Genomic DNA, 24,697 nt, shown 5'->3' on the forward strand with positions numbered 1-24,697 from the left:
AAATAAAAGCAGCGGAAAAGGAGAGAATAGATATGAAAATACAATGGCAAGTTGTGGCGGGCATTGCTTTAGCACTCTTAATTGCAATTTTTGCAGTGGGCAATACGGAGTCTGTAGCGGTTAATTTTCTTGTAGCAGATGCGAGCTGGCCGTTAATCTTGATTATTTTAGGCTGTGTGTTGATCGGCTGCTTGATCATGTTCTGCTTGAATATCGCAAAAGTGAGAGGGACGAAAAAGGAAATTCAGTCTCTTCAAGTGAAAATCACCGAGTTAGAACGTAAATTAGCTGCGGAAAAACAAGCGCGCGAACGTGAAACACTTGTTCAAGAACCACTAGAGCAATCGGAGCCGGTGATTGAACCAGTTACAAAGGTAAATGAAGAGGAAAAAAGCTAAGATTCATTGGGTTTTAGCTTTTTTAATAGAAAAGTAGTTGGTTTTTTTAATTTTTTCAGCTATAATAGGAAGGTTGAAAGGTGGGGAAAACGTGATACGTTCCAAATACACCTGGAAGATCGATCCAGTTAATGAAGAAAAGACCGCAGAGGTGGCAAGGGAATTAGATGTGGCACCAAGTCTTGCCCGAATGCTTGTCAAGCGGAAAGTCACGACGAGCGGTCAGTTAGATAAATTTTTACATCCAACGAAATATGAAGGCTATGATCCGTTTTTACTCGCTGAAATGGATCAAGCGGTAGCACGTATCAAACAGGCTATTGAACAGGGTGAACGCATTCTCATTTACGGGGACTATGATGCTGATGGCGTCACGAGTATCGCTGTTTTGACAACGGCTCTCCGTAAATTAGGTGCGGAACCTGACTTTTATATTCCTAATCGATTTACGGAAGGATACGGGCCCAATCAGACGGCCTTCCAAATGGCGAAGGATGAAGGCTTTGACTTGATTATCACAGTGGATAATGGCATTGCCGCGCTTGAGGTAATGACTTTTGCGAAAGAGATTGGCTTGGATGTAATTGTGACAGACCATCATGAAGCAAGAGAAGTGATGCCGGAAGCCGTTGCGGTGATCCATCCGAAACATCCAGATTCCAATTATCCTTTCACTGATTTGGCTGGCGTTGGGGTGAGTTATAAGCTTGCACACGCCCTCCTTGGTGTAGAGCCGGTGGAGTTGCTGGATTTAGTGGCGGTTGGGACTGTAGCCGATTTGGTTTCACTAAATGATGAGAATCGTCTCTTTGTCCAAAAGGGCTTGATGCAGCTGCGTGAAAAACCTAATCTCGGATTGCAGGCGCTTGCCAAAAAAGCCAGTGTCAAATTAGCTGAGGCGACAGAAGAAACGATTGGTTTTGCTTTGGCGCCTCGACTCAATGCTGTTGGGCGATTGGGGGCTGCTGATCCGGCGGCTGACTTGTTATTAAGTGAGGATCCGGAAGAGGCAGGCTATTTGGCCGAAGAAATTGATCAGGCAAATAAGGAGCGGCGGGAAATCGTAAAAAACATTACGGAAGAAGCTGTGCAGATGATTGAAGAACTGCCGGAAGTACCGCGCATTTTGGTTTTAGCAAAAGAAGGCTGGAATCCAGGGGTGCTGGGTATTGTTGCTTCAAGAGTGGTGGAGAAGTATGGTCGCCCGACAATTTGTTTATCGATCGATCAGGAAACTGGACTTGTCAAGGGATCAGGCCGAAGCATTGCTGCTTTTCATCTGTATCAAGAACTTGACCAGAATCGTTCCTTGCTGACCGCGTTTGGTGGTCATCCGATGGCCGCAGGTTTAACGCTTGAAAAGAGTCATTTGGAGACTTTGACGGCTAATTTGAACCAGCAGGCGGAGAAGCTTTCGCTGGAGGATTTTCGTTCATCACAGGAAGTGGAGGCAGAACTAGCACTTGCAGAAGTGACGCTGCCATTCATTCAAATGATCGAACAGATGGCACCGTTCGGCTTTGGCAATCCTAAACCAGTTTTTCTGTTCAAGGCTGTCAAACCGCAGGATCCAAAACGGATTGGCGCGGATAAGACGCATCTGAAGACGGTGTTTGCTGCGCAAGAAACCCAAATAGATGCAATTGGCTTTGGTTTGGGCTTTTTAGCGGAAAAATTATCGCCAACTGCCCAAGTGGATGTGATTGGCGAATTGTCCATCAATGAATGGAACAATATGCGAAAAGCGCAAATCCGAATTTTAGATTTGGCTGTGGCGCATTGGCAATTGTTTGACGTACGTAATCGGACGGAATGGAGCAAAATCATTCAGGAACAAGCACCGAATCGTTTTTATGTTTGTTATCATGAGGAGACCATCCAAAAAATTCCGGCAGATGATACACAGATTTTAACGCCGCAGGAGGCTGCAGATTTGGCTAGTCAGGCTGTCGAGGAATTGGTTTTTGCAGATATGCCGACAGATACCCAGTCAGTAGAAACGCTGGTCGAAAAGGTACAGCCAGATCGACTTTATTTCCACTTTGGAGCGACTGAAAATATAGATCTTGAGGTGCTTCCCGATCGGAAAGAATTTGCGGCTTTATATAAATTGATCAAACAGTATGAGCCATTTTCATTGGCCAAATACGGTCCTGGATTGACGCAAAAATTTGGCTGGAAAAAAGAACAGATTGATTTTATGTCAAACGTGTTTTTTGAGCTGGAATTTGCTACAATAGACAGTGGCGTGATTAAAATAAATCCGACTGAAGCAAAACGCAGCCTGGATGAATCGGCGAGCTATCAAGAGCGAGCACGTCAAATTGCAACAAGACAAAAACTGCTTTATTCCAACTACTTCGATCTTTATGACTGGATGAAGCGGATCATGGAGACGTAATGTCTGCAAACTTGGAGGAAAAAACATGGATTTAAATGAATTGAAAAAATATGTCGCGATCGTGAATGACTATCCAAAGGAAGGGATCGTTTTCAAGGATATTACTCCGCTAATGAATGACGGGGAAGCTTACAAATATGCAACGGATCAAATTGTTGCCTATGCACGTGAACGCGATGCTGAACTGGTTGTCGGTCCGGAAGCACGGGGATTTATTATTGGCTGCCCGGTTGCTTATGCACTTGGAGTCGGCTTTGCACCTGTTCGTAAGCCGAATAAATTGCCACGCGAAACGATCGAAATGGAATATGATCTAGAATACGGAACCAATACGCTGACCATGCATAAAGATGCGATTAGACCTGGACAACGCGTGCTGATCACAGATGATCTTTTGGCTACCGGCGGAACGATTGAAGCCACGATTAAGCTTGTCGAAAAGCTTGGCGGCATTGTTGTGGGCTGCGCTTTTCTGATTGAACTTACAGAACTTGAAGGACATAAAAAACTAAATGGATATGATCGTCTGATTTTGATGGACTTCTGATCCGCTTGACAAAAGCTGTTTTCTTTTGAGAGAAAATGGCTTTTTCTTTGCGCAAAATGGAGGAATCGGCGAGAAAACTACTTTATAAAGCAGAAACTCTCATGTATAATGAAAACTAAGAATCACTTTGAAGAGGAGAGCTGGTACTTTCAGGCGAACGCGTTTGAGAGTCTTTTTCCATCAAAAAAAGTAGAAAAGGGTAAACTAGGGGTGAAAAAGATGGCAAAAGAACAAAACCTAACAGCAGAGGAAGTCATTCAAATGGCTTCTCACTACATGAATGATGAGCATCTTGCGGTCGTTAAGAAGGCCTATGAGTATGCGCGTGACGCCCATCGCGAACAGTTCCGTAAGTCTGGGGAACCTTATATTATCCATCCTATTCAGGTGGCTGGTATCTTAGTTGAGCTGAGAATGGATCCATCGACTGTTGCGGCTGGTTTTCTTCATGATGTCGTCGAGGATACAGAAGTGACCCTGAAGGACATGGAGGAAGCCTTTGGTAGTGAGGTTGCGATGCTAGTTGATGGGGTGACGAAGCTTGGGAAGATCAAGTATAAGTCACATGAGGAGCAGCAGGCTGAGAATCATCGTAAAATGTTTATTGCAATGGCGCAGGACATTCGGGTTATTTTGATTAAATTAGCGGATCGACTGCACAATATGCGGACGTTGAAACATCTTCCTGTTGAAAAGCAGCGCCGAATTGCGACTGAAACCTTAGAAATTTTTGCACCGCTTGCTCATCGTCTCGGGATTAGTCGCGTGAAATGGGAACTAGAGGATACGGCTTTGCGTTATTTGAATCCGCAGCAGTATTACCGGATTGTCCATTTGATGAAACAAAAACGAGTAGAGCGGGAACGCTACTTAAATGATGTGATCGATGGTGTGACAGAGAATTTGGATGAATTAGGGATTGAGGCAGATATTTCCGGCCGGCCTAAGCATATCTACTCTATCTATCGGAAAATGAGCGAGCAGCACAAACAATTCAACGAGATTTATGATTTGTTAGCCGTTCGGATTATCGTGGATAGTATTAAAGATTGTTATGCGGTTTTGGGGATTATCCATACACGCTGGAAGCCTATGCCGGGTCGATTTAAAGATTATATCGCGATGCCGAAATCTAATATGTATCAATCGCTGCATACGACGGTGATTGGGCCGCAGGGTGAACCGCTTGAAGTGCAGATCCGCACGCTTGAGATGCACCAGATTGCTGAATATGGGGTGGCGGCGCACTGGGCGTATAAGGAAGGCAAAATCGTTAATTCTAAAACTTCATTTGATAACAAAATGACTTGGTTTAGAGAAATTTTAGAATATCAAAATGAAGCGGATAATGCGGAAGAATTCATGGAATCACTTAAGCTCGATTTGTTTTCCGATGTCGTCTATGTCTTTACGCCAAAAGGGGACGTCTATGAGCTGCCAAGTGGCTCTGTACCGCTTGACTTTGCCTATCGTGTCCACACGGAAATCGGTAATAAAACAATCGGGGCCAAAGTGAATGGCAAAATTGTCACTCTGGACTATCAATTAAAAACAGGTGACATTATTGAAATTCTGACATCCAAGCATTCTTACGGGCCGAGTCGCGACTGGCTCAAACTTGTTCAGACTTCGCAAGCGCGCAATAAGATCAAGCAATTTTTCAAACGGCAGGCGAAAGAGGAAAATGTTGAAAAAGGCCGCGATCTTGTAGAAAAAGAACTACGGCAACTTGATTTTGAGCCGAAGAAAATCATGACAAATGAAAACATGAATAAGCTCGTGGATAAACTCAATTTTTCGCATGAAGATGATTTATTTGCAGCGGTCGGCTATAATGGCATTACGGCGCTTCAGGTGGCCAATCGTCTAACGGAAAAGCTGCGCAAAGAGCGGGAAAAAGAAGCGCAAACGGAAAAACTGCTGAATCAAACAGAGCAGAAAACGGACAGCACGGATGCCAATAATGAAAAACTAAAAATCAAGCATAATGCCGGAGTGGTCGTCCAAGGCGTGGGCAATTTGTTGATCCGTCTTTCGCGATGCTGTAATCCGGTTCCGGGTGATCAGATTGTTGGCTATATTACAAAGGGCCGCGGCATCTCGATTCACCGGAAGGATTGTCCCAATGTCCAGCTGACCGAAAAAGACCGTCTCATCGAAGTGGAATGGGAAGACGCGGACTTGCAGGCGAAGACAGATTATAATGTCGACATCGAGGTGTACGGCTATAATCGAAGCGGTCTGCTCAATGATATTCTGCAGGTTGTCGGCAGTCTCACGTCGAATATCAATGGTGTCAATGCCAAAGTGGATCACAATAAGATGGCGACGCTTGTTTTGACACTTCAAATCCATAATATCAATCATTTGCAACGTGTGGTCGACAAAATCAAGCAAATTCCAGATGTCTATACAGTCAGACGTCTCATGAATTGAGGAGGAAAAAACATGCGTGTCCTTTTACAACGTTGCCGGACTGCCAATGTGACAATTGATGATGAAGTCATTGCAGAGATTCCGGCTGGACTATGTCTGCTGGTGGGTTTTACACATGGTGACAGTGAAAAAGAAGTGGTGGCTTTGGCGAATAAAATTGTCGGCTTACGGATTTTTGAGGATTCAGAGGGCAAGATGAACCTCTCCATTCAAGAAGTGGGCGGTCAGATTCTTAGCGTTTCTCAGTTTACGCTATATGCAGATGCCAGAAAGGGTCGCCGCCCAAGTTTTACCGACTCTCTGGCTAGTGACAAGGCGGAAGGGCTCTATCGGCTTTTTAATCAAAAATTGGAAGAGTTGGGACTTGAAGTGGAAACCGGTGTTTTTGGTGCTGATATGGATATTTCACTGGTCAATCAAGGTCCCGTCACCTTTATGCTCGATTCAAATGAGTTAGTAAAATAAGGAAAGCCTTAAACGCGTGGCGCTGGGAAGAAAACCCGTTGCCGTCCGTTTAAGGCTTTTTTTGTTTGCAGTAAAAAAGAGCGCATCCGACTAATTTTTCTTGTCAGATACGCACCCTTTTTCAATTCATGATTTAGTTGGCAAAATAGTCCGCTAAGCCGTCGTAAATGCCTTGAGCAACTTGATTTCGATAGCTGCTAGAATTAATTCTTGCTTCATCTTCTGGTGAGCTTAGGTAACCCAGTTCAAGAAGTAGAGCCGGCTGATCGTTTTCACGAAGCACATAGTAGTCGCCCACCTGATAACCGCGATTCGTAATATCGACATCCTTTTCCAGACCCTCATTCACATCTTTGGCAAGGCCCTTGTCATTCTTGCTGTAGTAATAGGTGGTTTGCCCGCTGACGGAAGAATCCTTATCTTCCAAGCTGTCAAAATGCAAACTGATGAAGACATCCGCGTTATATTTTTCAGCAATCTTAGTCCGGTCGCTGAGTGAAACATATTCATCCGAGTCACGCGTCAAAATGACTTTAGCCCCGCTTTGACGGAGTTTGTCCGCAACGACATTCGCCATCTTCAGAGTCGCTTTTTTCTCAAGTGTGCCATTTGTTCCTTCAGCCCCCGGGTCATTGCCGCCGTGTCCTGGATCCAGAACAATCGTTGCTTCCGACAGGCTGGTTGTTTTGGATTTTTCTTTTGGTGTAGATTCACCTTGCGTGGTAATGTCTACCACCCAGTTGGCGATGTAGCCTTCAGCGCCGGATTTCGTTTGAACCTTGTACCAGTCGCCTTGAACTCCTTGAATGGCATAAGTATCACCGGAGCTGGCCTTTTCAATGACGGAGCTATTTAAATCCGGCTTGCTGCGAATATTGGTATTATCTTCTCGAACAGTCACTTTTTGGAGACTGCTTTCGTCCATCTTGGTTGTGGACTCACGAATCGTAATATAAGAAGCATCCACCCAAGCGTTTTGACCTTGATATTTGATCTGCGCCCAGCCGTTCTGTTCACTGATCACATTAATCTGATCACCATTGTTTAATGTGCCCAAGATTTCACTACTTGTAGAGGGCTCTTTGCGAACATTTAAATTCCCATCAGAGGAAACGACCGCTAAACTGTTACTGGCCGCGCTGACGCTTGTATTCTCGACAAGCCAGCTAGCCACATAGCCCGTATTCCCGTCTTCAAGCCGAACCTGATACCAGTCATTTTCTTCGCCAATCACTTTTAGATTGGTTCCTTTACGAACTTGACTTGTCACATCATAAGCAAGACCGGGACCGCTTCTGACATTCAAAACATCCGCTTGAACACTGACTGTATCAGCATTTGCCATGGCGATCGTTGTCATAATTCCTGCTGCAATTAGTAAAAAAGAAACGATCGATATAAATAAAAGATTTCTTTTTGCTTTTTTCACTTAGTCTTAACACCACCCAAACTTCTCACTTTAACAGTATGTATCATAAAAAGGTTACCATAAAATCGTGATTCAGGAAACTAGAATGGCGTTTTTTTTTCGAAAAATCTTTCAAAAGATTGACTTTCATGATTCTTTCTAGTAATCTAGTAATAATTCAGAAAAACCAGTGACAGAGAAAAGTACAAAAATCACTCCATAACAGAGAGAATTTCGGCAGGCTGAGAGAAATTCAATGGTATATTTTTGGAAAGACACTCTGGAGGGTTTGGTCCAACGATTTTTCTAGTAGACCAAAACGTTTTCCGGCGTTAACGGAATAAGCGGGGGCAGGCTTCATTTTGTCCCAATTAGGGTGGTACCACGGGAATTCAACTCTCGTCCCTTGTTTTTTCGGAAACAAGGGGCGGGAGTTTTTATTTACTTAGAATTAAAGGAGGAGCAGAATGTCATGGAGGAACAAATGATTCTACCACGCGGAACGCACGATATTTTACCGAAAGAAGCTGAAAAATGGCATGTGATCGAAGACGCCTTTATGAAATTGTGTCACACATATCAATATGGCGAGATTCGGACGCCTATTTTTGAGCATACAGAATTATTTGAACGCGGTGTAGGGGATACGACGGATATTGTCACAAAAGAGATGTATACATTTGCCGATAAAGCTGGCAGAAGTATCACTTTGCGCCCAGAAGGCACGGCTTCGGTCGTTCGGGCTTATGTCGAACATAAGTTATTCGGTCAGGTCAACCAACCGGTCAAACTTTATTATAAGGGACCGATGTTTCGTTATGAGCGCCCACAAGGCGGCAGACAGCGGCAGTTCAATCAGATGGGTGTTGAGGCGATCGGCAGCTCTGATCCGGCTATTGATGCAGAAGTCATCTCGCTTGCGATGAACTTTTTCCAAACGCTTGGGCTGCAGAATATCGAGCTGGTCATTAACAGTTTGGGAGATAAGGGAAGCAGACAGAAGCACCGTGAGGCACTGATTGCTCATTTTGAACCTAGCATTGATGAATTTTGCGCGGATTGTCATGAGCGGCTTTATAAAAATCCGCTGCGCATTCTTGACTGTAAGAAAGATCACGATCACCCGCTCATTCAGTCGGCACCTTCCATTTTAGACTTTTTAAATGAAGAATCGACGGCTTATTTTGAAAAGGTGAAGGCCTATTTAGATGTGGTAGGGATTTCTTATCGCGTGGATCCTACGCTTGTCCGAGGGTTGGATTACTACAACCACACTTGTTTTGAGATTATGAGTGCGGAAAAAGAATTCGGCGCGCAAATGACTCTTTGCGGTGGCGGGCGTTATCACGGTCTGGTAGAGGAATTTGGTGGACCTGAAACACCTGGGATCGGCTTTGGTATTGGGGTAGAACGTATTTTGATCGTGCTTGAAAAAGCGGGAATCACACTTCCAGCTGAGCCGGGACTTGACTGCTACTTAATCACTGCACAGCCAGAAGCTGAGGCGAAAGCAGTGGAGTTGATGGCGCGTCTAAGAAAACAGCAGATCGTGGCTGAGAAAGACTATATGGGACGTAAAATGAAGGCGCAGCTGAAAGACGCCAACCGAAAAAATGCCCGTTTTACCATTATTATTGGTGAAACAGAAATTGATCAGAAAGCTTACCAGCTGAAAGATATGGCGACAGGCGAGCAAGTAGAAGTGGCTGAAGAGAAATTGGCAGCAGAATTGATCAGATTGCTTGAAGGGGAGGAACATAACGAATGAAAAAGCGGACGATTTATTGTGGAAAAGTGACAGAAGAGTGGATTGGTCAGGAAGTTGTCTTGCATGGTTGGGTTCAAAAGAGACGCGATTTGGGCGGGCTGATTTTTATTGATCTCAGAGATCGTGAAGGTATGGTGCAGGTCGTTTTCAATCCTGAGTTATCACAGGAGGCCTTGGCAGTTGCAGAAACGATTCGCAGTGAATATGTGATTACTATCAAGGGGAAAGTGGCAGCACGCGACGCAGCAGTTGTCAACGAGAAGATTGCGACAGGAAAAGTGGAAGTTTTGGCAGAAGAAGTGACGGTTTTAAATGGCTCCAAAACGCCGCCTTTCTATATTGAAGATGGTGTCAATGTTTCCGACGAGCTTCGTTTGAAATATCGCTATTTGGATTTACGTCGTCCTGAGATGCAGCAGATTTTTAAAATGCGTCATCTGGTCACACAGACGTTCCGCGAAACATTGAACCGATTGGGCTTCTATGATATTGAAACGCCTTATTTGACAAAAAGTACCCCAGAAGGAGCGCGCGATTATTTGGTGCCAAGCCGGGTATATCCGGGCAGCTTCTATGCTTTGCCGCAGTCTCCGCAAATTTTGAAACAGCTTCTGATGGCTTCTGGTTTTGATAAATATTATCAAATCGTCCGCTGCTTCCGTGATGAAGACTTGCGTGGTGACAGACAGCCGGAATTTACGCAGATCGACTTGGAAACGAGCTTCCTCAGCAAGGAAGAAATTCAAGAAATGACAGAGGAGATGCTTGTGGCGGTTGTCAAGGCGGTCAAAGGGGTCGAACTGAAACGACCGTTTGCACGAATGCGTTATGATGAAGCAATGGACCGGTTTGGTAGTGACAAGCCGGATGTGCGTTTTGGACTAGAACTTAAAGATGTGTCGGATATTGTGGCAGAGCTTGAATTTAAAGTCTTTTCTGGCGCGGTTGCATCTGGTGGCAAGGTCAAAGCGATCAATGCCAAACAAGCGGCTGATAAGTATTCGCGTAAGGAAATCGACGCATTGGGTGCCTTTACGGCCAACTACGGAGCCAAAGGGCTGGCATGGCTGAAAGTGGAAGACGGCGCGTTGAAAGGCCCGATTGCTAAATTTTTCGATGAGGATGCCGCTGCTCTTTTGATGGCAAAACTGGAAGCAGAAACAGGCGACTTGCTGCTTTTCGTTGCTGATAAGGAAGCCGTTGTCGCGGCTTCACTTGGCGCTTTGCGGAATAAACTCGGCAAGGAGCTTGAACTGATCGATGAGTCGGCTTTGGCTTTCTTGTGGGTGACAGACTGGCCGCTGTTTGAATATGATGAGGAAGCAGAACGCTATGTGGCGGCGCATCATCCGTTTACTTTGCCGCGCGAGGAGGACATTGCGCGACTTAGTACAGAGCCGGAAAAAGCAATGGCTGAGGCCTATGACATTGTCTTGAATGGCTATGAAATCGGTGGCGGCTCACTGCGGATTTACAAAAAAGAGGTGCAGCAGCAAATGTTCCGTGCCCTTGGCTTTACAGATGAAGAAGCAAACGAACAATTTGGCTTTTTACTGGAAGCATTGGAATATGGTACGCCTCCTCATGGCGGGATTGCACTAGGGCTTGACCGGATCGTGATGATTCTGGCTGGCCGGACGAATTTGCGCGACACGATTGCCTTCCCTAAAACAGGCAGTGCAGTCGATCTGTTGACAAATGCGCCAAGTGAGGTAGCAAGCGCACAATTAGCTGAGTTAAAAATTCAACCGATACAAAAACAGACGCAAGAATAAAAAATTTTTTTCGCATACAAAAACAGGTAAGAAAACGCATTTACTGGTTTTCTTGCCTGTTTGTTTTTTTGTAAGATTATAATAAGAAAAATAGTGTAACGATTGTTAGGATAGTTGCATGAAACGGCGTCAACAGATCGATGATTGTGTGGACATAGACGTATTGCGCTCTTTTTCCTTTTTGCAAATAGGTAATGTCCTCACTGAGTGCGCCTGGTTTTGCTTGAAATTGCTGAATAAGTTTAAAAAAATCTCCATGTCTATAAAACTACAGTCAATTTCCGTCAAAGCATGCTTATCGTGAAAAATCAGTACCATCGTGGCCGAACGTTTTCCACTTGGGTGAGAGTATTTATAATGGATGATCCCGACTTTTTTAAGAACAATGGTTGTCGTTTTAAATAACGTATGGCAGACCAAATGCTTGCGATCTATGCATATCCATTTTAAAGGGATAGATAAAAGCTGCCATGCCAAACTGAGAAGAATCAGCCCAATAAATAGGATGAAAAATTTGATTTCGCCCGTATCATTTGTGGTAATCTGAACGATAAGTGTCAGAGCGACTATCCAAGCTAACGAAAGATGCGTGCATATCGTTCCTGTGATTTTGTATTTTCCTGTATAAAATTTCATCGTTGCACCTTTTTGATCGATTAAAAATAAAATCCCTCAAACAATACTGCTGAGGGATTCAAATAAAATATTCGACTGTTCAATCGTGTAGATTCTATGCTTGTGTGTTCTTCACGCGGCGTGCTTGGATTTTATGCCAGACATCACGCCATTTACCGGTTGCTAGATATGCTGCGATAAAGAGAATCGGCCAAAGCGGAATGGGGAAGAAGCCTAAGAAAAGAAGGGCTACAACCATTGGGTTATCTAGAATAACGGCGCTGGCACTAGCTGCAATCACGGCCACGATAAAAATCGGATCAACCGGAATGAAAGAAGCAAAAGCAAATCCGAGCGCGACACTACTGAACATGGCAGGGAAAATGTGTCCGCCTAGCCAGCCAGTTTTCAAACAAAGTTTTGTAACCGCCAGTTTGACAAAAGCAATTATAAAGAGCATTAGTGTTGTATAAATGCTATATTCGGCGGCTAGCTCTTTAAAGCCATGTTCGCCGGAAAATAAGCTGTAGGGAACAAAAATGCCGGCAAGGCCAAGCAGAATCCCCCCAATAATCGCTAACAACACGGTTGCATTTTTCACTTTTTGCAAGCAGAAATCGAAAAACTTACCGAACCATTCATAAACCTTGCCAAAATATTTGCCAATAAAAAGTAGTGGAACAAAGAGTAACAGATCCCACCATGAAAAAGCTGTTTTCCCAAGCATGCCGACAAATGGCTCGTTTCCTTGCAATGCAATTAAAAGAAGGAAAGTGCCGCTTCCGGCAAAAATCGACAATAGATAAACAATGACTTTCTTTTTATGAAAAGCGGGTTGATCTTTCGGGGCATTTTCTACAGTTGTCGCAAGCCCAGCGAACGGTGAAACGAAAATCGTGGAAATCATAACACCGATTGAAAACTCCGTAAAGTCTTCGCGTTCCTGAAAAGTAAAACGCATTTTGTCGCCGACCCATGTAATAAGTGCCGCACAAATACTTGTTAACGCTGCTTCTGGTCCTAGACTTGCACCGAACATTAAAATAATCAGCGCAGCTAAAAAGTGCTTCCACATATCACTGTAGCCAACTCGTTTTGTCTTTTTAAACTCACCAAAAACCTGAAAAATCTGGTGTGGATACGGTCCGATGTATTTTTGTACCAGCCCGACCACGACACCACCAAATGTACAGACAACAAGTGGCCAGTACCACGGGTTTCCAGCTAAATCCGGCAAGAATGTCCACCAGAAATCAATGAGCTGATTCATTAAGAAGACAAAGATGAAGGCAATCAAACCAACTACTGCCCCTAAAATAACGCCGTAAACTGCTAAAAAAGACTGAAGTTTTATTCTCACGTAGCTTATCACTCCTTTACATCAATAATTACCATTATACTAAAAAAACAGCTTTTCGACTAGTATTCCAATTAAAAAAGCTTCCAAAACGGTGAAATAATCGTCTTGAAAGCTTTTAAGTCTTAATAATCGAGTGCTTCGATTTGTTCGATATCTACATCATTGACTAAAAGTCCTTGGTTGGCCTCGTTCGACCAGAAGGGCCCGTCCAGTTTTTGTTTCTGTTTATCCGACAGTTTATTTTTATCATAAAAGACTGCCTTGATATTATAATGTTGGCCGGTTTTGACCGCGTTCCAATCATCTTTGGAAAGTGAAAGTGTGACGATCGTATCGCCAGCGCCGTCAATGCGGCCCTTCACCTGATAATCATCTGTTTTTTTATCTACTATATAATTAAAAGAAACCTCTACTTTGGATTTTTCATGATTATAGTAAAGGTAACCTGCGCCAAGTAATAAGGCAGCAATAATGGTGAAAATGGGGATTTTACGCATTACAGCCATCGCGCCTCCAATCTAAAAATACATTCCTTTCCCATTATAAGCGGTTTAGGTCCGTTGGGGAAGTCGAAAACATGATTTCTCATTGTATTTTTAGAAAATGTGCAGGATTATTCACGATTTTGCCATTTTATTTGGTGGGAGAATCTTGTAGCGCGGCCATACCCGTTTCGCCCGTGCTGATTTTTACGACCTCTGCAAGCGGATAGATGAACACTTTGCCGTCGCCAGGTTCGCCTGTACGAAGGGTTTCTTTGACGACACGAAGCACATCTTCAACCGGAACGGTACTGACAACGATTTCGATTTTCATGCGTTCATGCACATTACTTTCTTTTTTTGTGCCGCGATACAGCTCGATTAGCCCTTTTTCAAGCCCGGTTCCGAGCGCTTTCGTCACGGTTAGACCACTGACACCGATTTTTGCTAGTTCTTTTTGGAAAATTTCAAAGCGGTTTGGACGTGTGATAATTTCGATCTTTGTTAATGTGCTCATTTTTTTGACCCCCTTTAGTCCTGATAGGCTTTTTCGCCGTGAAGCGTTAAATCCAGCCCTTTAAATTCTTGGTCTTCATTGACGCGAATTGGAACGAAAAGTTTGATAATCATGACGATGAGTGCTGTCATGATGGCCACAAAGACAATTGTTATGCCAATGGCTGCCAGTTGTTTGAAAAGCAGGGAAGCCCCGCCGTAGAAGAGTCCATCAGCGCCTGCCGGATTGATTTTTGTTGTGGCGAAAAGTCCAGTGGCGATACCGCCCCAGATTCCACCAATCCCGTGCAGCCCAAACGCATCTAGTGCATCATCATATTTGACCTTGCCTTTCAGCCAGAAGACGCCCCAGAAGCAAATCGCCCCGCCAAGAAAGCCAATCAGCATGGCACTTGGAACCGTCACGAAACCAGCTGCCGGCGTGATCGACACTAGCCCTGCGATCGCCCCAGAAATGGTCCCAAGCATTGTCGGGCGCTTATTGATTAGCCATTCAACCGCACACCAGCCAATAATCCCAGCCGCTGCCGCAGTGTTCGTATTGACGAAAGCTGCCATCGCCACATTGTCGATCGTCAGTGCGCTGCCAACATTGAAGCCATACCAGCCGAACCAGACGAGGATGCCACCAATCAAAGCAAGCGGCAGATTGTGCGGAGAGGCAGTATCGGCCTCTTTTCGGCGTCCAATCATGATTGCCAGAACGAGCCCGGTCACCCCTGAACTGATATGCACGACATTTCCGCCAGCAAAGTCGAGTGCCCCCATTTCACGAAGGAAACCGCCATCGCCCCAAACCCAGTGTGCAACAGGTGTGTAGACAAGCAGTGACCACAGGATGATAAATAACAGGTAAGCAACAAAATTCATCCGCTCGGCAAATGCGCCGGAGATAATAGCGACGGTCAAAATGGCAAATGTCATTTGGAACATCATAAACAGAATATGCGGAATGGCGTCACTATACAAATCGTTTGGAGCGAAGCCGACCTGTTGCAGCATGCTCCATTCAAAGCCGCCAATGAAGCCGTTTCCTGGAGAAAAAGCTAACGAATAGCCAATTGTGACCCACAAGATGGAAATGATGGCCATAGAGCTAAAGCTGTACATTGCTGTGCTCAGTACATTTTTTCGCCGAACCATTCCTCCGTAAAATAGGGCAATCCCTGGTGTCATAAGCCAAACAAGCAATGTACAAAAGAACATAAAGACAGATTCCATATCCAACTCTCCTTTTATGTTAGATAAACTAACATTAAATATTTTATTTATGGACCTATCATACCGGATAATTTTTAAATTGCAAGACTTTTTGATTTATTTTGTAAATTTTGTTAGATAATCTAACAGAAAACGCTTTCGAGTGAACTGTGGTCTAGACAGGTTTTGCATAAAAATGGGGAATTGATGGGAGCTTAAACAGAAAAAAGTAGATGAGCGGTTATGGATAAAAAGGACTTGCTTAATAATGGCACGTAGCGATATGATACAGTTGTAGAGAACAAGTTTAAAACCAGCTGGAGGATGTGACAGAGGAAAATGATTCAAATTCAATATTTTTACTCCCCAGAAAATGAGTCTGAAGTAAATCTTGAAGTATGGCGCTTTTTGGAGAATCGTAGTGAAGAGTTGCGGCAGATTTATTATGAACACACGGGAAACCAATTTGAGGTGCAATTAACAAAAGTGACAGAAGACGATCGAAAAGAGCTTCCCGAGCAAGTTAGGGAGCTAATAACGAAGGATCGGGAGGCTTTACCGATCTTAGTGGTAGACGGAAAAATTTACAAATATGGGATATTTTCTATAACGGAGGCTGTGGAAGATATTCTGGCTATTGCCGTATCGATCCAAATAGAGGAAGATTAGGACAAAGATATTTTGAAAAATAAAAAAACCTGAGATCAAGTAGTAAAGCCATTTTTATAATGGGCTGTTACATGATTTCAGGTTCTTTCTATCTGCGCTTTTTTCACTTAAATGTAAAACATATAGCCATCTGTTTGATCCTGGTCATTTTCATGCGCGAGCAAATCTTCCAGCGTTGTGTTATCCAGTACATTTTTCACAGCATCACGCATCAGTGTCCAAAGTTCGCGCTGAGCCCGTTCCTCGTCCTCCATTGTTTCCACAAGGACAATCGGCCCTTCCAGCGTGCGGATCACATCGCCCGTCGTGATGTCAGCAGGATCCCCGTTTAAAATGTAACCTCCATGAGCGCCACGGATGCTTTTGACGATGCCGGCATTGCGAAGCGGTCCAACAAGCTGTTCTAAATAATGCTCAGACAGGTTTTTGGATTCAGCAATGCTGCGGAGCGAAATCGGGCCATCGCCGATCTTACGTGCCAGCTCCAGTGTGATGGTCAACCCGTAGCGGCCTTTTGTCGTGATTTTCATTTAATTTCTAACCTCCAACTAAACATATCCAGTAACACGGATTTCTTCGACTATTATAACCAACTTGCAGGAAGCATGCAATGAAAGAGTGCTTCCAACTGTGGTATAATGAAGCATGGAAGTATGTGAAAAGGAGCGGTATTATGGCAATTCAACCTTTGGCCTACCGGATGCGTCCGCGCTCGATCGATGAGGTCGTTGGACAAAGTCATTTAGTGGGAAAAGATAAAATTATCTATCGAATGGTAAAAGCTAGACAGCTTTCCTCGATGATCCTTTACGGGCCGCCGGGGATTGGCAAAACGTCGATTGCATCTGCTATTGCTGGCAGTACAAAATATGCTTTTCGAACTTTAAATGCGGTCACAAATAATAAAAAAGATATGGAAATCGTTGCAGCTGAGGCCAAGATGAGCGGGACGGTGATTCTCCTGCTGGATGAAGTGCACCGGCTCGACAAGGCCAAGCAGGACTTTTTACTGCCGCATTTGGAGAGTGGAGCGATCATTTTGATTGGTGCGACGACGAGCAATCCTTATATTGCAATCAACCCGGCGATTCGCAGTCGAACGCAAATTTTTGAACTAAAGCCGCTCAGCGTGGACGACATCATTTTGACGCTCGATCGGGCACTTTCAGATAAGGAACGTGGGCTTGGGGAATACCAGGTGGCCATCGAGAAGGCGGCCAAAACGCATTTTGCCACAGCAAGTAACGGGGATGTCCGCAGTGCACTGAATGCGCTCGAACTGGCGGTCATTTCGACAGAGCCGGACGCGGATGGGCAGATTCAGGTGACGCTTGAAATTGCGGAAGAGTGTCTGCAAAAGAAAAGTCTGGCGCATGATAAGGATGGGGACGCGCATTATGATGTGCTCAGCGCCTTTCAGAAGTCCGTTCGCGGCAGTGATGTGAATGCGGCGCTTCACTATATGGGACGCTTGATTGAGGCGGGCGACCTTGTGAGCATTTCGCGGCGGCTACTCGTGATGGCCTATGAGGATGTGGGGCTGGCGAGTCCTCAGGCAGGGGCCAGAACACTTGCGGCGGTTCAAACGGCTGAGAAGGTCGGCTTTCCTGAGGCGAGGATTCCGCTTGCCAATGCGGTGATTGAACTTTGCTTGTCACCGAAGTCGAATTCGGCGATTACCGCGATCGATGCGGCTTTAGGAGATATTCGGCAGGGGCTAAGCGGCGAAGTGCCAGATCATCTTAGAGACGGTCACTACAGTGGCGCCAAAAAACTCGGTCGGGCAGAAGGTTACCAGTATCCCCATAATTTTGAAAATGCTTGGGTGGATCAGCAGTATTTACCGGATCGGCTGTTAGGGAAGGAATATTACACGCCGAAAACAACCGGGAAGTTTGAGCAGGCGCTAGCAACTGTCTATGAAAATATTGCAGAAAACAAGCGAAAAAAATGACGTCAAAAAGTTGTCACAAATTGTATTTTTTCTCTAAATATGCTATCCTTAATTAAGTAAAGAAACCCTAATGTATTCGTTATAGTACCTATATATTTTGAACCGAACAATTATTTTTACCTTGGGAGCTCGGGGTTCTGGCGCAGCGCACATGCCTTTACACGAGGACTTGCAAACCGCGAGACAGGGCACCCACCTGCTTGAGTGCGGGTTCAAAGGAAGGGAAACCTAGACGGTACGATTGGGGTTTCTTTTTCTATGGGCAAAACTAAATAGGAATGATTCAGATTGTAGCTTTGCTTTCGGCGTTAATTCCTGTTACAATAGGGTACGAATTTGAAGCAACCGTAAAAAAGGAAGCGATTATGTTGGAAAATACGATTTATTTAGATCATGCAGCGACCAGCCCGACGCATCCTGAAGTGATTCAGGCAATGCTAGGCTGTTTTACTCATCATTATGGCAATCCGTCAAGCATTCATTTTGCCGGGCGGGATGCACGTCTAGTGCTCGATCAGGCGAGAAGTGCCATTGCGGCTGAAATCGGCGCACAGGAAAAAGAAATCATTTTTACAAGCGGCGGTACAGAAGGAGACAACACGGCTGTCATCGGCGGTGCGCTGGCGAAACAGGCGGCAGGCAATCACATTATCACGACGGCTATCGAGCATCATGCTGTGCTCCATAGCGCGGAATATTTGGAGAAGCTGGGTTTTGATGTGACCTATTTGCCGGTTGATGAAAATGGCCTGATTCGATTGGAAGATGTAGAAGCCGCACTGCGCCCAGATACGATTTTGGTTTCAGTGATGTATGGGAATAATGAGATTGGTTCGATTCAGCCGATCGCGGAGATTGGGGCGCTTTTAAAGGATCATCCTGCTTTGTTCCATACAGATGCGGTACAGGCTTTCGGTCTCGTTCCGCTTGATGTGAGGGAATTAGGGGTGGACCTCTTGACCACTTCAGCCCATAAAATCAATGGACCACGCGGCGTGGGCTTTTTATATGTGAAAAATGGAACGACACTGATTTATCCATTTCATGGCGGTGAGCAGGAACGAAAACGCAGAGCGGGAACGGAAAATCTTCCAGGGATTGCTGGGTTTGCGGAGGCTGTGACACTGATGGTGCAAGATCGGGAGAAAAAAGTAAGCGACTATCTGGAATTTAAACAGGAGCTAGTACGGATTTTTACAGAGGCGGGGCTGACGTTTGCAGTGAATGGCGATGCTTCTAAAACGCTGCCACATCTTTTTAGCGTGCGTTTTCCGGGCGTTTCGATCGAGCAGCTCTTGATGAATCTTGATATGGAAGGCATTGCAGTTTCAAGCGGTTCGGCTTGTACGGCGGGCACAGTAGATCCGTCGCATGTGTTAGTGGCGCTTTTCGGGGAGGAGCATCCGGCTATTCAGGAGACCGTCCGGATCAGTTTTGGCCTAGGAAATACTTTTGAAGAAATTGAACAAGCGGGCGAAAAAATAGTGGAAATCGTCACGCGTTTAAAGAAGTGAAAGGAGCAGCATCGTGACAAAAGATAACAGCAAAACTCGTGTAGTCGTTGGAATGAGCGGTGGGGTCGATTCGTCTGTAACGGCCTATCTTCTCAAAAAGCAAGGCTATGATGTAATCGGCATTTTTATGAAAAACTGGGATGATACGGATGAATTCGGGGTCTGTACGGCAACGGAAGATTACGAAGATGTGATCCGAGTAGCTGGGCAGATTGGCATTTCTTATTATGCCGTTAATTTTGAAAAACAATACTGGGATAAAGTTTTCACGTATTTCCTAGATGAATATAAGCTGGGTCGTACGCCTAATCCAGATGTCATGTGCAATAAAGAAATTAAATTCAAGGCTTTTTTAGAGCATGCAGAAAGTCTGGGGGCGGATTATGTAGCGACAGGCCATTATGCGCGTGTTTGTGAAATGGACGGGGAAGTAAAACTCCTGCGTGGCATTGATCAAAACAAGGATCAAACCTACTTTTTGAATCAGCTTTCACAAGAACAGTTGAGTAAAGTGATGTTTCCGCTTGGTGGCATGGAAAAAAGTGAGGTGCGAAAGATTGCGCTAGATGCCGGTCTTGCTACAGCGACCAAAAAGGACAGCACCGGTATTTGTTTTATCGGGGAAAGAAATTTCAAAAGCTTTTTGAGTGAATATCTACCCGCACAGCCGGGAGAAATGCAGACGCTTGACGGAAAACGGATGGGTAAGCATGATGGACTGATGTATTATACAATCGGGCAACGTCATGGCCTTGGTATCGGCGGCGATGGGGATCCGTGGTTCGTAGCAGGGAAGGATCTGGAAAAAAATGTTCTCTTTGTTGCGCAAGGCTTCCATCATGACAGCCTTTATTCGGATAGTTTGATTGCGACGGATATTTCTTTTACATCGAACAAGCCGAAAGAAAAGGAATTTCATGTGACGGCCAAATTCCGCTATCGTCAAAAGGATACAGGCGTAACTGTTCAGCTCAATGAAGATGGGACGGCGAATGTATTATTTGATGAACCGGTTCGTGCCATCACGCCAGGGCAAGCGGTCGTTTTTTATGACGGAGAGATTTGTCTAGGCGGCGGAACGATCGATACAGTCATTAAAAATAAACAAAAGCTTACTTATGTGGGCTAATGAAACCAAGCCGGATCATCTATTTCAGGTGATCTGGCTTTTTTTATGGCAAAAATAGATTTTCAATGGGCTTCCTTGATTTTTATGGTAAAATATTAAACGAATAAGAGAAAAGAGGTCTTTTATGAAGAAAATTGCATTTTGGGGCGGTATACTTGCACTGATTTTAATTTTGACTTGGGGTTATTTTTACTTTGATTCGACACCTAGCGAAACGGCGGAAAAGGCAGCAGATTCAACCAGCAAGGTGGATGTTTTTGAGGCGGATAATGCGCTGATTTTTGAACCGAAAGAAAGTGCGGAATCAGAAAGTATTATTTTATATCCGGGAGCCTTTATAGACGCGCTGAGTTATGCACCTCTTGCAAAAGAGTTGGCCAATGCCGGCTACAAAACCTATGTCGTGGAAATGCCGTTTAATTTGGCGGTATTTGGCAAAGACCGTGCAGAACCGATTATTAAGGAAAATAGCGATGAACATTTTGTCATTGGCGGACATTCGCTGGGCGGTGTGATGGCGGCGCGATTTGCAAACGAGCATCAGAACGAAATAGATGGGGTATTTTTCTTGGCGAGCTATCCGGATAAAAAAGGCGATCTGAAATCAGCAGGGATGCCAGTCCTATCAATCACTGCGACAAATGACCAGGTGCTCAATCAGGATAAATATCAGGAGAGTAAAAAATATCTGCCTGCAAATGATACGACTTATGTGTCCATAAAAGGCGGCAACCATGCGGGCTTCGGCTCCTACGGGAAACAAAATGGCGACGGAGAACGGACAATCTCGGCCAGCAGTCAGACAGATCAAACGGCGAACAGTATGATCTCTTGGCTTCAAACAAGTGTCCAGAATGAAAAGTGAGGCGAATCAAAGATGAATAAAAATGAACAGGGAATCCAGTTGATGCAGGAAGGAAAATTGGAACAGGCGGTGGCTCTTTTTACGGAAGTCATTGAAGAAAACCCCACAGATCCGGTTGGCTACATCAATTTTGGCAATGTGCTACTTTCGATGGACGATTTTACGCGTGCAGAAATCTTTTTTAAACGGGCAGTTGAACTGGAAAAAGAAGTTCCGGCCGCTCATTATAGTTTAGGAAATCTCTATTATGAACTAGAACGTTATCCGGAAGCGCGGGATGAATTTGATCTGGCGGTTAAACAAGGCATGGAAAATGGCGATGTCTTCTTTATGCTTGGAATGAGCTTCGTGCAGCTGGAACAAAACACGCTGGCATTGCCATTTTTGCTTCGGAGCGTAGAACTGGCGCCGAATGATGCAGAAAACACATTCCAGTACGGGATTGCACTTGCAAAAGAAGGCGTATATGAAGAGGCTATCGTGATGCTCGAAAAGACGCTTGCGCTAAAAGAAGAAGATGCCGATGCGCTTTATAACTTGGGAGCCGTTTATCTTGCTTGGCAGGGCGATCTTGTCATTGCAAAAGAATTTTTTGAGCGGGCACTGCAGTCGGATGCCCATCACAGCCTGGCAGAAAATGGTTTAGCGGCCATTTTAGCCTATGAAGAACAAGAAAATTGATTTTTAGGTAAAGGAGGAAAGCCATATGGAAGATCAGACTTCGCTTCATTTGTTTGAAAAAGAAGTAGCAGGTGGAGAAAAATTTATCAAAGGCACCGTGATGTCGACGATTTTCCATAATGCGGATAATCTTTTTTCCGTGGTGCGAATCCTTGTAAAAGAAACCAATACAGATTGGGACGAGCGGGATATTGTCGTAACGGGCTTTTTCCCGCAGCTTCAAGAACAGGAAGTCTATCAATTCTACGGTGTGATGCAGGAGCATGCCAAGTTCGGGCAGCAGTTCAAGGTGGAGAAATTCCGCAAAGAAATGCCGAAATCGCGAGACGGGGTGATCCAGTACCTTTCTGGTGAAATTTTTAAAGGTGTTGGGAAAAAAACGGCTGAGGCAATTGTCGATACACTCGGCGAGGAAGCAATCAGTCGGATTTTGAACGATCCAGATCTGCTGGCCGAGGTTCCAAAGCTCCCGAAAAAAACAGCGGACCAGCTTGTCGAAACGCTTCGAGAAAATCAGGGGTTGGAACATGTCATGGTCGGTTTGAATCAGTACGGCTTTGGTCCCCAGCTTTCCATGCGTATATTTCAAGTCTATAAGCAGCACGCGCTGGAGATTCTTGAAAAAAACCCCTATAAACTGATTGAAGATGTCAAAGGAATTGGCTTTCAACGCGCGGATGAACTAGGCAAAAAACTAGGACTCGGCGGTCGACATCCAGAACGAATTCGGGCAGCACTGCTTTTCGTACTTGATAATGAGTCGCTGAAACAAGGGAATGTCTATTTGGAAGAAGAGGAATTGCTGCATGCAACGAAGAGCTTGCTTGAACAGCATGATCCGGAAAGAATCGCTTTGGAGGATATTTCTCGAGAGATTGACTACTTGAAGGATGCAGAAAAACTGATTGCTGAAAATACGCGGCTATACATGCCATCGCTCTATTTTGCTGAGACAGGTCTGACGCACCATATCAAACGCATGATGAAGCAAACGGAATATGCGGACCAGTTTCCTGAGTCTGAATTTTTGCTTGCTTTGGGGGAACTGGAAGAGCGAATTCAGGTCTCATACGGGGAATCACAACGGGAGGCGCTCAAAACAGCTTTGATGTCGCCGATGATGGTACTTACTGGTGGACCCGGGACAGGGAAAACGACGGTCATCAAAGGCATTGTAGAGTTGTATAGTGAACTGAATGGTGTCAGCCTTGACCCGCATGCCTACAAAGATGGGCAGTCGTTTCCGGTTTTACTGGCGGCGCCCACTGGTCGAGCGGCTAAACGGATGAGCGAATCGACGGGACTTCCAGCTATGACGATCCACCGGTTGCTCGGGATGAACGGGCAGGAGGGGTTGGATGATGAGGCAGAAAGAACGATTGACGGACGGCTTTTGATTGTGGACGAAATGTCGATGGTGGATGTTTGGCTGGCCAACCAATTGTTCCGCGCTTTGCCCGCCCACATGCAAGTGATACTGGTGGGGGATCAGGATCAGCTGCCATCAGTCGGTCCCGGGCAAGTCTTGAAGGACATTCTGCACGCCAAAACGATTCCAACTGTTGCGCTAACGGATATTTATCGGCAAAAGGACGGGTCGACTATTATCGAGATGGCGCATGCAATCAAAGAAGGCCATCTGCCAGCCGATTTCACCAAAAATCAAGCGGACCGTTCGTTTTTCCATTGCCATGTCAACCAGATTGCTGATGTCGTGGAGCAGGTCGTGTTAAACGCCAAAGCAAAAGGATTTCGGGCAAAAGATATCCAAGTGCTGGCACCGATGTACCGGGGACCGGCGGGGATTGATGTGCTGAATAAAAACCTGCAAGAGATTTTCAATCCGAATGAATCGGGCAAGCGAAAAGAACTCACTTTTGGTGATATGAAATACCGTGTGCATGATAAAGTGCTGCAGTTGGTCAATCAGCCGGAAAAGAATGTCTTCAATGGGGACATTGGCGAAATCGTCTCCCTGATGTACGCCAAAGAGAATACAGAAAAGCAGGATATGATCGTGGTGGCTTTTGACCAAACCGAAGTGACCTATTATCGCCAAGAATTCAATCAGCTAACCCATGCTTACTGCTGCTCCATTCATAAAGCGCAGGGGAGTGAATTTCCGATTGTGATCATGCCGATCGTTCGCAGTTACTACCGCATGCTACGACGGGATTTACTTTATACGGGCGTCACGCGAAGCCAACAGTTTTTGATTCTTTGCGGGGAAGAAGAGGCTTTTCGAATGGGTGTGGAGCGTGTCGATGAAACTACACGACAGACAACACTCTACGAACGGTTGATTTCTGAGGAAGAGGTTCTGGCCGGCAGCAGTCGAAAAATCCTAACGATGGAAAATATCGAAACCATCGACCCTATGATCGGGATGGAGGGCATTACGCCGTATCGCTATATGGCCTAAGCCTAACAGTCAAAATAGAAAAACCAGAAATTGCGTAGCGAAGCCGTCGTGCAAAATGGGCTACTACGCAATTTCTGGTTTTTATTTGATTT

The 24,697-nt window shown here is 45.0% G+C and carries 21 protein-coding genes, 1 other RNA gene and 1 other annotated feature; of the genes, 15 read left to right on the forward strand and 7 right to left on the reverse strand.

Features of this window, described 5'->3' with window-relative positions; translation table 11 throughout:
- Window positions 1-32: 32 nt before the first annotated feature.
- The 5 genes from CS921_RS00790 (at window position 33) to dtd (ending at window position 6,247) form a co-directional block, all read left to right on the forward strand.
- The gene (locus CS921_RS00790) at window positions 33-398 is read left to right on the forward strand and encodes a LapA family protein (RefSeq protein ID WP_099221077.1); all 366 of its coding nucleotides are present in this window, start codon (window positions 33-35) and stop codon (window positions 396-398) included.
- A gap of 91 nt (window positions 399-489) precedes the next feature.
- The gene (gene recJ / locus CS921_RS00795; RefSeq protein ID WP_099221079.1) at window positions 490-2,799 is read left to right on the forward strand and encodes a single-stranded-DNA-specific exonuclease RecJ; all 2,310 of its coding nucleotides are present in this window, start codon (window positions 490-492) and stop codon (window positions 2,797-2,799) included.
- Window positions 2,800-2,824: 25 nt separating this feature from the next.
- Complete coding sequence (locus CS921_RS00800) at window positions 2,825-3,346, forward strand: adenine phosphoribosyltransferase (protein WP_099221081.1); 522 nt, start codon at window positions 2,825-2,827, stop codon at window positions 3,344-3,346.
- Between the two features lie 219 nt (window positions 3,347-3,565).
- Window positions 3,566-5,782, forward strand: a complete 2,217-nt coding sequence (locus CS921_RS00805) for a RelA/SpoT family protein (RefSeq protein WP_099221083.1) — start codon at window positions 3,566-3,568, stop codon at window positions 5,780-5,782.
- A gap of 12 nt (window positions 5,783-5,794) precedes the next feature.
- Window positions 5,795-6,247 (forward strand): D-aminoacyl-tRNA deacylase, encoded by a 453-nt coding sequence (gene dtd, locus CS921_RS00810; protein ID WP_099221085.1) that lies wholly within the window; start codon window positions 5,795-5,797, stop codon window positions 6,245-6,247.
- A 133-nt stretch (window positions 6,248-6,380) separates the two neighbouring features.
- Here the strand turns inward: dtd and CS921_RS00815 are convergent, their stop codons facing one another.
- Window positions 6,381-7,607, reverse strand: a complete 1,227-nt coding sequence (locus CS921_RS00815) for an N-acetylmuramoyl-L-alanine amidase family protein (protein ID WP_099221495.1) — start codon at window positions 7,605-7,607, stop codon at window positions 6,381-6,383.
- Window positions 7,608-7,836: 229 nt separating this feature from the next.
- Window positions 7,837-8,065: a binding site (T-box leader), on the forward strand.
- A 74-nt stretch (window positions 8,066-8,139) separates the two neighbouring features.
- Between CS921_RS00815 and hisS the strand changes: the two genes are divergently transcribed.
- On the forward strand, window positions 8,140-9,423 hold the full coding sequence (hisS, locus tag CS921_RS00820) for a histidine--tRNA ligase (protein ID WP_420843733.1): 1,284 nt from the start codon (window positions 8,140-8,142) through the stop codon (window positions 9,421-9,423).
- Window positions 9,420-11,198, forward strand: a complete 1,779-nt coding sequence (gene aspS, locus CS921_RS00825) for an aspartate--tRNA ligase (protein ID WP_099221089.1) — start codon at window positions 9,420-9,422, stop codon at window positions 11,196-11,198. The genes hisS and aspS overlap by 4 nt, the downstream gene beginning before the upstream one ends.
- Before the next feature lie 129 nt (window positions 11,199-11,327).
- Here aspS and CS921_RS00830 read toward each other — a convergent pair whose 3' ends face one another.
- The 5 genes from CS921_RS00830 to CS921_RS00850 form a co-directional block, all read right to left on the reverse strand.
- A complete protein-coding gene (locus tag CS921_RS00830) occupies window positions 11,328-11,834 on the reverse strand; it encodes a hypothetical protein (RefSeq protein ID WP_099221090.1) in 507 nt (168 codons plus the stop codon).
- A 94-nt stretch (window positions 11,835-11,928) separates the two neighbouring features.
- Window positions 11,929-13,173, reverse strand: a complete 1,245-nt coding sequence (locus CS921_RS00835) for a chloride channel protein (protein ID WP_099221092.1) — start codon at window positions 13,171-13,173, stop codon at window positions 11,929-11,931.
- A gap of 122 nt (window positions 13,174-13,295) precedes the next feature.
- Window positions 13,296-13,670 (reverse strand): hypothetical protein, encoded by a 375-nt coding sequence (locus CS921_RS00840; protein WP_099221496.1) that lies wholly within the window; start codon window positions 13,668-13,670, stop codon window positions 13,296-13,298.
- Window positions 13,671-13,806: 136 nt separating this feature from the next.
- Window positions 13,807-14,172, reverse strand: coding sequence for a P-II family nitrogen regulator (locus CS921_RS00845; RefSeq protein ID WP_099221094.1), 366 nt, complete (start codon window positions 14,170-14,172; stop codon window positions 13,807-13,809).
- A 14-nt stretch (window positions 14,173-14,186) separates the two neighbouring features.
- Window positions 14,187-15,392, reverse strand: a complete 1,206-nt coding sequence (locus CS921_RS00850; protein ID WP_099221096.1) for an ammonium transporter — start codon at window positions 15,390-15,392, stop codon at window positions 14,187-14,189.
- Between the two features lie 318 nt (window positions 15,393-15,710).
- Here CS921_RS00850 and CS921_RS00855 point away from each other — a divergent pair, with 318 nt between their 5' ends.
- Window positions 15,711-16,040, forward strand: coding sequence for a hypothetical protein (locus tag CS921_RS00855; protein WP_099221098.1), 330 nt, complete (start codon window positions 15,711-15,713; stop codon window positions 16,038-16,040).
- 107 nt (window positions 16,041-16,147) lie between these two features.
- Here the strand turns inward: CS921_RS00855 and cymR are convergent, their stop codons facing one another.
- Window positions 16,148-16,570: a cysteine metabolism transcriptional regulator CymR gene (gene cymR, locus CS921_RS00860; RefSeq protein WP_099221100.1), complete on the reverse strand. Its 423-nt coding sequence runs from the start codon at window positions 16,568-16,570 to the stop codon at window positions 16,148-16,150.
- A 143-nt stretch (window positions 16,571-16,713) separates the two neighbouring features.
- Here cymR and CS921_RS00865 point away from each other — a divergent pair, with 143 nt between their 5' ends.
- The 7 genes from CS921_RS00865 to recD2 all read left to right on the forward strand — a co-directional run bounded on the left by CS921_RS00865 (window position 16,714) and on the right by recD2 (window position 24,605).
- Complete coding sequence (locus CS921_RS00865) at window positions 16,714-17,994, forward strand: replication-associated recombination protein A (protein WP_099221102.1); 1,281 nt, start codon at window positions 16,714-16,716, stop codon at window positions 17,992-17,994.
- A gap of 61 nt (window positions 17,995-18,055) precedes the next feature.
- A non-coding RNA gene (gene ssrS / locus CS921_RS00870) (6S RNA) lies at window positions 18,056-18,246 on the forward strand.
- 116 nt (window positions 18,247-18,362) lie between these two features.
- Complete coding sequence (locus tag CS921_RS00875; RefSeq protein ID WP_099221497.1) at window positions 18,363-19,508, forward strand: cysteine desulfurase family protein; 1,146 nt, start codon at window positions 18,363-18,365, stop codon at window positions 19,506-19,508.
- Between the two features lie 13 nt (window positions 19,509-19,521).
- Window positions 19,522-20,637, forward strand: coding sequence for a tRNA 2-thiouridine(34) synthase MnmA (mnmA, locus tag CS921_RS00880; protein ID WP_099221104.1), 1,116 nt, complete (start codon window positions 19,522-19,524; stop codon window positions 20,635-20,637).
- A gap of 124 nt (window positions 20,638-20,761) precedes the next feature.
- Entirely contained in the window at window positions 20,762-21,502 is a 741-nt protein-coding gene (locus CS921_RS00885) for an alpha/beta hydrolase (protein ID WP_099221106.1), read from the forward strand.
- A 12-nt stretch (window positions 21,503-21,514) separates the two neighbouring features.
- A complete protein-coding gene (locus CS921_RS00890) occupies window positions 21,515-22,183 on the forward strand; it encodes a tetratricopeptide repeat protein (protein ID WP_099221108.1) in 669 nt (222 codons plus the stop codon).
- Between the two features lie 25 nt (window positions 22,184-22,208).
- Complete coding sequence (gene recD2, locus CS921_RS00895; protein WP_099221110.1) at window positions 22,209-24,605, forward strand: SF1B family DNA helicase RecD2; 2,397 nt, start codon at window positions 22,209-22,211, stop codon at window positions 24,603-24,605.
- Window positions 24,606-24,697 lie beyond the last annotated feature (92 nt).

It is taken from the genome of Listeria costaricensis (assembly GCF_900183385.1).
Classification (GTDB): domain Bacteria; phylum Bacillota; class Bacilli; order Lactobacillales; family Listeriaceae; genus Listeria; species Listeria costaricensis.

Bases quoted from the DNA above. Each gene is read 5' to 3' on its own strand.
- CS921_RS00805 (WP_099221083.1), top strand. From the start codon at position 3,566: ATGGCAAAAGAACAAAACCTAACAGCAGAGGAAGTCATTCAAATGGCT.
- CS921_RS00800 (WP_099221081.1), top strand. From the start codon at position 2,825: ATGGATTTAAATGAATTGAAAAAATATGTCGCGATCGTGAATGACTAT.
- CS921_RS00890 (WP_099221108.1), top strand. From the start codon at position 21,515: ATGAATAAAAATGAACAGGGAATCCAGTTGATGCAGGAAGGAAAATTG.
- aspS (WP_099221089.1), top strand. From the start codon at position 9,420: ATGAAAAAGCGGACGATTTATTGTGGAAAAGTGACAGAAGAGTGGATT.
- cymR (WP_099221100.1), bottom strand. From the start codon at position 16,570: ATGAAAATCACGACAAAAGGCCGCTACGGGTTGACCATCACACTGGAG.
- CS921_RS00885 (WP_099221106.1), top strand. From the start codon at position 20,762: ATGAAGAAAATTGCATTTTGGGGCGGTATACTTGCACTGATTTTAATT.
- CS921_RS00845 (WP_099221094.1), bottom strand. From the start codon at position 14,172: ATGAGCACATTAACAAAGATCGAAATTATCACACGTCCAAACCGCTTT.
- CS921_RS00855 (WP_099221098.1), top strand. From the start codon at position 15,711: ATGATTCAAATTCAATATTTTTACTCCCCAGAAAATGAGTCTGAAGTA.
- CS921_RS00815 (WP_099221495.1), bottom strand. From the start codon at position 7,607: ATGACAACGATCGCCATGGCAAATGCTGATACAGTCAGTGTTCAAGCG.
- CS921_RS00790 (WP_099221077.1), top strand. From the start codon at position 33: ATGAAAATACAATGGCAAGTTGTGGCGGGCATTGCTTTAGCACTCTTA.
- dtd (WP_099221085.1), top strand. From the start codon at position 5,795: ATGCGTGTCCTTTTACAACGTTGCCGGACTGCCAATGTGACAATTGAT.
- hisS (WP_420843733.1), top strand. From the start codon at position 8,140: ATGATTCTACCACGCGGAACGCACGATATTTTACCGAAAGAAGCTGAA.
- CS921_RS00840 (WP_099221496.1), bottom strand. From the start codon at position 13,670: ATGCGTAAAATCCCCATTTTCACCATTATTGCTGCCTTATTACTTGGC.
- CS921_RS00850 (WP_099221096.1), bottom strand. From the start codon at position 15,392: ATGGAATCTGTCTTTATGTTCTTTTGTACATTGCTTGTTTGGCTTATG.
- CS921_RS00865 (WP_099221102.1), top strand. From the start codon at position 16,714: ATGGCAATTCAACCTTTGGCCTACCGGATGCGTCCGCGCTCGATCGAT.
- recD2 (WP_099221110.1), top strand. From the start codon at position 22,209: ATGGAAGATCAGACTTCGCTTCATTTGTTTGAAAAAGAAGTAGCAGGT.
- CS921_RS00830 (WP_099221090.1), bottom strand. From the start codon at position 11,834: ATGAAATTTTATACAGGAAAATACAAAATCACAGGAACGATATGCACG.